We start from the raw sequence: 5,677 nt of genomic DNA, 5'->3' as shown, positions 1-5,677 counted from the left end.
GGGGCGAGTAAGATGCATATAGAGTGCAATAGGGGTGCAGATAGGGTGCAAAATGGTCGACAAAGATCTAACCAATGCACTGATGGCGGTAGGGCCTGAGTCAAAGGCAGCGAAAATACGCCAGGTGATGCCATTGATTGAGCAACAACTGAGTGCGGGTGTACGTCGCCAAGTGATCCTGGATGTGTTGAAACAACAGGGGATCGAATTGAGCATGGAGACGCTGAAAAGTTACCTGTACAGGTATCGAAAAGCACAACGACAGAACCCGGCAACACAGAGCAAAACGACAAGCCCAGTGCCAAGCATGCAACCAGTGATTGAGCGTGAGGCACCAGAAAATGACGGAGGTGTATCGTACGATACAGATACAGATTCGAAGGTCAGTCAAACGGCCCCGTTGGGGCCGAATGAACTGAGCAAGATTATGAATCCTGGGGATGATCAGAACGCCTCAGATCTGGCCATGTATGAGAATGCAGGCCGTCGAAAAAGGACGCCAAAATGAAAATCGCAGTAGTCAATTTCAGCGGTAACACCGGCAAGACAACCTTGTCCGATTCGCTGCTGTCGCCACGCATGGGCGGCGTACGTTTCGCAGTAGAAACGATCAATGCCGGCGCATCGGATGATGCCGCCGAGATCGAGCGGCTCAAGGGTCGCCAGTTCGGTGAGTTGTCGGAAATTCTTATGACGGAAGACAACGCCGTGGTAGACGTTGGAGCATCCAACGTCGAGGATTTTTTCAAGTACATGGGCCAGTTTTCAGGCTCGCACGAAGAATTCGATTTCTTCCTGGTGCCCACGGTATCCGAGAAAAAACAGCAAGCGGACACGATCAACACGATCAAGACGCTGGCCGCGCTGGGCGTTCCGCGCAGCCGGATTTTGGTGGTCTTCAACAAGGTCGAGATCGACGACGCGGACGACTTGCCGCACACCTTCGCAGCGCTGATGGGTTTCCACGAACTGGAGAAGAAATTCACGCTCAAGCGTGATGCGGTGATTTACTCGAACGAAGTGTTCGAACGGCTCCGGGCCTTGAAAACCAGCATCGCCGCTGTGGTGCAGGACACCACGGATTACCGCGAGCAACTGCGAGCCGCGCAAGACGATGCCGCAAAGGAACAGGCCAAACGGATGATCTCTGTGCAGCGCCTGGCAAAGTCGGCCTGGCAAAACCTCGATCAGGTGTACGCCACACTGTTTGGAAAGGGGAAGTAAGCGATGGCCAAGGACGCTACGACAGCGCGTGAAGCGATGGTCGGGCAGATGATGGAAGATTTCGACGCGCTCGTCCGGCGCCTGGAACAGGTCGACGGCGAGTTGGCGGCGAAGATCTCCGAGGCGGTGCGCGATGGCTCGGGTAAGGCTCTGCTCCAGTCGCAGATGAACTTCGAATCCATGATGGAAAAGGAGCGCAATGCCCTGATCCTTGCCGGACGCGAAGCGGTCGCAAGGATTGGTAACGAGATTAACCGGAGTTCGGCCAATCTGATCACGGCGCAAGCGCAGCGCCGCGCCGTGGGATTTTGCGCAATGCTCATCGGTGCCGGTGTGGTTATCGGCGCACTTCTCATGGTTGTAGGCCAGCAGCTCAGGCTATTCGGTTGATCGAGGGGGCACGGCCTCCTTTTTTTGGGGTGTATCCTGTATCGTACGATACAGAATATGCTTTCCCAAGAATTACACCCGCCCCGCCGCTGGTAATCAGGTTGTGGGGTTTTTCTCGCATGCGAGAAAGGAGTCCTTATGTCCGCTACGCCAAGTCAGCAGCTTTACGAAGAAATTGAAGGGGCCTACGACTGGTTCAATGAGAGGTTGTTCGACGGGCAGCTGCCCGGCTGCATCTTCACCCTGCAACGAAAAGCCAATACGTTTGGGTATTTCTCGCCGTCGCGTTTCCTGCGCCGGAACGGCGCGGGAAAAAGCGATGAGATTGCGCTCAATTGCGCCTACTTCGCGCATCGTCGGATCGATCAGACGCTTTCCACGCTCGCACATGAACAGGTTCACCAGTGGCAAGACCACTTCGGCACGCGATCACGAAGCGGCTACCACAACCGCGAGTGGGCCAACAAAATGAAGTCCATCGGGCTGATGCCGTCCGATACAGGTGAGCCAGGTGGTAAGCAATGCGGCCAGCAGATGACGCACTACATCATTGATGGTGGGCCATTCGCAGTTGCATGCCAGGAACTGATTGAACAGGGCGGCATGCTTTCTTGGATTGACGTTGTAACTCAGCGGGTAGCCATGTCAGCGACCCAGCTGTATGGGCCTGATGGAAAACCCGTCGAACAGCCTGTGGCCGATCCGACGATAGACATACTGGCGCTAACCTCGGCGGGGTTGCTGACGCCTGCCACAAACCCCGAGGATCCGAAGAACAAGCGCAAATACACATGTCCGAGCTGCCATTTGAATTTGTGGGGCAAGCCTGGTTTGAGCGGTCGCGTGCAATGCGTCGACTGTAAGGTGCTGTTCGTAGATTCTAAAGAATTGGTGGAAGTCCCTGCCGATCCAGCACCCAGTTGAGCCGGTCGCAAATATCTGACGTTTCAGAATGAACGTCAGTTGATTGCGGCTGGCCGCTGCCGGTCAGGCGACTTATCAGCTGCGGATCCAAGGGCGCAGCTCTTGGTCGCCGAAGGCCGCTTTTGCGCTGCAGGAGCTCACGCATGAAAAATCGTCCAGCGAGCGAGGCCCAACAAAGGCCAGAGCGAGCGGTGCAGTTGTCCACGGGCCGGGCGTGCTGTTTGCCCGGGCGGTGGGCAGCTGCAGGACGATTTCCTGAGTCGTGCGCAGATCTCAGACGTGAGTTGCTGCAGCGCCCGGCCGCAAGGCCGGATGGTTTCAAATCCGACCGGGAGGTCGGCCAAGGTAAAACCCTGTGCCGTACGTTACAACGCAAGCGGAGCGCGCAGGCCGAAGGCCGGAGGCGTGAGGATGGAAGCCCGAAGGGCCAAGACCTGGCGCGCTTTTGGCCAGGGCTTGGTTCACGACAGCCGCCCCCCGAAGGGGGCACGCACAGGAAGGGAAATTAGGGGCTAACGTTGGGCGAGATTCTTGTTTGCTGCTGGGGCAACCTCTGCCCACTGTTCGGCTCCGTTCTGATAATTACCACCTTCGGCAATGAACACTTGGCCATCTTCTAAAACCGCGTACACACTTGGTCTTTCATGGTTCGGATCGCGCAGCTCGTTTTTCCAACAGTAGGCTGAGCGCTCCCAAATGCACACGATCCCCCCAGTGTGTTCCTGGTTGTTTTGCCGCCATTCACTGGCGATTTTTCGAAGTTCAGCGATTGAGTGTTGCATATGCACCTCTCTTGACCGAGATCAGTGGGAGACTCTAACCCTGTGCAGGCAATGGAATGTCGGGCGGCGTCGGGGTTAGGCATGGCACCCTTGCCGGGTTTTTCGCAATCTCCGCACAGTGATTTTCATAGTCAGCTTGGGCGCGGTACTTAGCGTATTTTTGTTGAATCCATCCGGTAACTAAAAAGATCACCAGCCCAACAAATAGGATTTTCTTGCGTCGCGTTGTGGCTGTTTTCATTGGTGAGTTCCATTCACTTTGATTCGGGGAAAACGATACCTTGTAGCGTCCAACTCACAAAGCGGTGCGCCTGTTCGATCTCGCTTTCCAGCGCTTGGCGATCAGGGCAGTTGTGATCATCGGCGGCGTCTTGCAACAGGCGCACGCGGTCGAGCTGGTGCAGCAGATCCGGCGTGAGGGTGACTGTCATTGGCGCGAACGTGTAGGCCACTGGGTCATCTTCAAACAGCACCGGCAGTGCCATACCGTTGTCTTTGAGCCATGATTTGAAGTCGGTCTTACGCATCCTTGCCACCCTTTTTCGGTGCCGGTTTGGCGTCCATATAGGGCTTGGCCATCTCCATGACTTGCGCGGCCAGCTCGGGTGGCAACCAAACCATAACGGGAACTAGCTCGCTGGCCCCGTGTTCGTCCAGGATGGCCCGCACCCGCTTTACCGCCGCATGAACGGTCTGTTTCGACATGTCTCTAGCGTTGGCCACGTCTTGCGGTCGCTGGCCATCAACCAAGATGGCCTTGGCGATCTCTACCGTAGAGACCGCCAAGCGGCGCGAGGCGAATACCGGCGATATTCGTTTCCAGTCCTCGGCGGTGTAAATCGGCTGCATGTAGTAACTCCGTTTTTCAGTGGTCAATGATTCGTGGCCACCGCTGTGCAGATCCGAGAACGGATCTCGCTATGGGTGATGATCGGCAGACACAGGAACGACCAGCAATGACCGAAACAACGGGCATACACGCGCACCAAATCACCGACCTCGGGGGCCTGCAGTATGAATGAATCGCCGGTTTCATCGGCGAAGTAGTCCAGCACCTGGCCATTACTGACCGCAAAATCAAAGCGCGCCTCAGTGAGGCGCGCAGGCTTGGTGCCGTTGCTCGATTCCTGCGCCTGCAGGAAAGCGGTTTGATCGTCCAGCACTGCGCCGGGGTGACGCACGCGAATCTCCGGCAACATTAGCCAGCTGCAGCGTGCGGCCCACATGTTGGGGCCAATCTCGCGGGCATAGTCAATGATTGTGGTTTGACCTGGTACAAAGAAAACTTTCGACATGGCGGCAATCTCCTTGCGAGGTAGGCCGGGCGTGTAGCGCCCGGCCTGGACTTGTTAGGCGGCTTGGCGAATGTGCTGAGCCAGTACCCAAAGGGCGCGATTCAATTTCACGTCCTGGTCAATGCCGGAGACGGCGCGGGTAGTGGTGCGGCGACCTTGCTTGTTGCGGCCTGTAAGCCCTCCCTTGATGGTGTTTTCCTGTACTCGGTTGAAGGTGGTCCAGAGATCATCGGCCCGATCCTCGGCGCGACGTGGACGCAATAACTGGCTAGCTGTCACCGGCGCCGGGCCTTCGGCTGGGTCGTAGCGGTACGCCAAAGCAGCCTCGGCGAAGGCGTGTTGCAGCTCGGGACGGATCTGGATTTGTTTCATGGTTTCGCGCTGATCCTCGATCAGTGCGAACTGATTCAGCACTTCGTAAGCCCCCTCGATGACTTCGCCGATCACGTCTTGGCGGCCACTGTGACGGACTTTCTGATCCATCGCGGCTTCGCCCAGTACAAGGCCGTTGGCACACACAAAGCGGAAGCAACCGCCCATCATCTGGTAACTGCTGGTGCCATCGTGGCTGTTCAGCAGGATGATTTCGTTCGCCTCCTTGTCCATGATGTTCGACGCATGGCGCAGACGGATCATGTGTTTGGTGTGCTGGATCTTGTCGGAGTTGCGAACGCGGGTTTGGCAGGCCATGAAGGGTTCGAACCCTTCGCTGCGCAGTGCGGTGAGCACGTCGACGGTTGGGATGTAGCGGTAGCGATCGGAGCGGCTGTCGTGCGCTTCGAGTGCGAAGATGGAAGGCGCAACGCGGGCGATCTCATCATTGGTCAGTGGGACGTTGCTGCGAACCATGCAAGGGTTGCGGAAGTTGCTGGATAGACGCATTTTTGAATCTCCTTCGCGATTTGCCTGGGCGGTTGCCGCCGCTGGTTCCAGGCTGTCTTAGCGGTATTGCTTCGACGTAGAAATTATCGCAAATCCACTACCCAAAGTCAACTATTGGTAAAAACTAAACTGACCATTTATCGGAGTTCTCGCATGCGAGAATTTACCGAAATCCCTTGT

Annotated in this window: 10 protein-coding genes; 4 read left to right on the top strand and 6 right to left on the bottom strand. The window is 56.5% G+C overall.

The features are described from left to right. Window positions 1-52: 52 nt before the first annotated feature. The 4 genes from DM374_RS31980 (at window position 53) to DM374_RS31965 (ending at window position 2,538) form a co-directional block, all read left to right on the top strand. The gene (locus tag DM374_RS31980; RefSeq protein WP_110973474.1) at window positions 53-508 is read left to right on the top strand and encodes a TraD protein; all 456 of its coding nucleotides are present in this window, start codon (window positions 53-55) and stop codon (window positions 506-508) included. Further along, a complete protein-coding gene (stbB, locus tag DM374_RS31975) occupies window positions 505-1,224 on the top strand; it encodes a StbB family protein (protein WP_110973473.1) in 720 nt (239 codons plus the stop codon). Before DM374_RS31980 ends, stbB begins: the two co-directional genes overlap by 4 nt. A gap of 3 nt (window positions 1,225-1,227) precedes the next feature. After that, on the top strand, window positions 1,228-1,614 hold the full coding sequence (locus DM374_RS31970; protein WP_019694541.1) for a hypothetical protein: 387 nt from the start codon (window positions 1,228-1,230) through the stop codon (window positions 1,612-1,614). A 138-nt stretch (window positions 1,615-1,752) separates the two neighbouring features. Continuing rightward, window positions 1,753-2,538: a SprT-like domain-containing protein gene (locus DM374_RS31965; protein ID WP_110973472.1), complete on the top strand. Its 786-nt coding sequence runs from the start codon at window positions 1,753-1,755 to the stop codon at window positions 2,536-2,538. A 512-nt stretch (window positions 2,539-3,050) separates the two neighbouring features. Here DM374_RS31965 and DM374_RS31960 read toward each other — a convergent pair. From DM374_RS31960 to DM374_RS31940, 6 genes are read right to left on the bottom strand one after another with little or no spacing between them, the layout of a single operon-like run. After that, window positions 3,051-3,320 (bottom strand): antirestriction protein ArdR, encoded by a 270-nt coding sequence (locus DM374_RS31960; RefSeq protein WP_110973471.1) that lies wholly within the window; start codon window positions 3,318-3,320, stop codon window positions 3,051-3,053. Window positions 3,321-3,354: 34 nt separating this feature from the next. After that, a complete protein-coding gene (locus DM374_RS33350; protein ID WP_157969796.1) occupies window positions 3,355-3,561 on the bottom strand; it encodes a hypothetical protein in 207 nt (68 codons plus the stop codon). A 13-nt stretch (window positions 3,562-3,574) separates the two neighbouring features. Continuing rightward, a complete protein-coding gene (locus tag DM374_RS31955) occupies window positions 3,575-3,847 on the bottom strand; it encodes a hypothetical protein (RefSeq protein WP_110973470.1) in 273 nt (90 codons plus the stop codon). Continuing rightward, the gene (locus tag DM374_RS31950; protein WP_054076655.1) at window positions 3,840-4,169 is read right to left on the bottom strand and encodes a TrfB-related DNA-binding protein; all 330 of its coding nucleotides are present in this window, start codon (window positions 4,167-4,169) and stop codon (window positions 3,840-3,842) included. Before DM374_RS31950 ends, DM374_RS31955 begins: the two co-directional genes overlap by 8 nt. Window positions 4,170-4,192: 23 nt before the next feature. Next, a complete protein-coding gene (locus DM374_RS31945; protein WP_110973469.1) occupies window positions 4,193-4,615 on the bottom strand; it encodes a hypothetical protein in 423 nt (140 codons plus the stop codon). Between the two features lie 54 nt (window positions 4,616-4,669). Then, window positions 4,670-5,497 carry a DUF932 domain-containing protein gene (locus DM374_RS31940; RefSeq protein ID WP_110973468.1) on the bottom strand — a complete coding sequence of 276 codons (828 nt, stop codon included), beginning with the start codon at window positions 5,495-5,497 and terminating at the stop codon, window positions 4,670-4,672. Window positions 5,498-5,677 lie beyond the last annotated feature (180 nt).

The organism is Pseudomonas huaxiensis (assembly GCF_003231275.1).
Classification (GTDB): domain Bacteria; phylum Pseudomonadota; class Gammaproteobacteria; order Pseudomonadales; family Pseudomonadaceae; genus Aquipseudomonas; species Aquipseudomonas huaxiensis.
Note: the sequence above shows the minus strand (reverse complement) of the source record. Positions and strands in the feature narration are given on the sequence as shown.

What these genes read in the sequence shown, in the direction of transcription:
- DM374_RS31980 (WP_110973474.1), top strand. Translation starts at nt 53, where the DNA reads ATGGTCGACAAAGATCTAACCAATGCACTGATGGCGGTAGGGCCTGAG.
- stbB (WP_110973473.1), top strand. Translation starts at nt 505, where the DNA reads ATGAAAATCGCAGTAGTCAATTTCAGCGGTAACACCGGCAAGACAACC.
- DM374_RS31970 (WP_019694541.1), top strand. Translation starts at nt 1,228, where the DNA reads ATGGCCAAGGACGCTACGACAGCGCGTGAAGCGATGGTCGGGCAGATG.
- DM374_RS31965 (WP_110973472.1), top strand. Translation starts at nt 1,753, where the DNA reads ATGTCCGCTACGCCAAGTCAGCAGCTTTACGAAGAAATTGAAGGGGCC.
- DM374_RS31960 (WP_110973471.1), bottom strand. Translation starts at nt 3,320, where the DNA reads ATGCAACACTCAATCGCTGAACTTCGAAAAATCGCCAGTGAATGGCGG.
- DM374_RS33350 (WP_157969796.1), bottom strand. Translation starts at nt 3,561, where the DNA reads ATGAAAACAGCCACAACGCGACGCAAGAAAATCCTATTTGTTGGGCTG.
- DM374_RS31955 (WP_110973470.1), bottom strand. Translation starts at nt 3,847, where the DNA reads ATGCGTAAGACCGACTTCAAATCATGGCTCAAAGACAACGGTATGGCA.
- DM374_RS31950 (WP_054076655.1), bottom strand. Translation starts at nt 4,169, where the DNA reads ATGCAGCCGATTTACACCGCCGAGGACTGGAAACGAATATCGCCGGTA.
- DM374_RS31945 (WP_110973469.1), bottom strand. Translation starts at nt 4,615, where the DNA reads ATGTCGAAAGTTTTCTTTGTACCAGGTCAAACCACAATCATTGACTAT.
- DM374_RS31940 (WP_110973468.1), bottom strand. Translation starts at nt 5,497, where the DNA reads ATGCGTCTATCCAGCAACTTCCGCAACCCTTGCATGGTTCGCAGCAAC.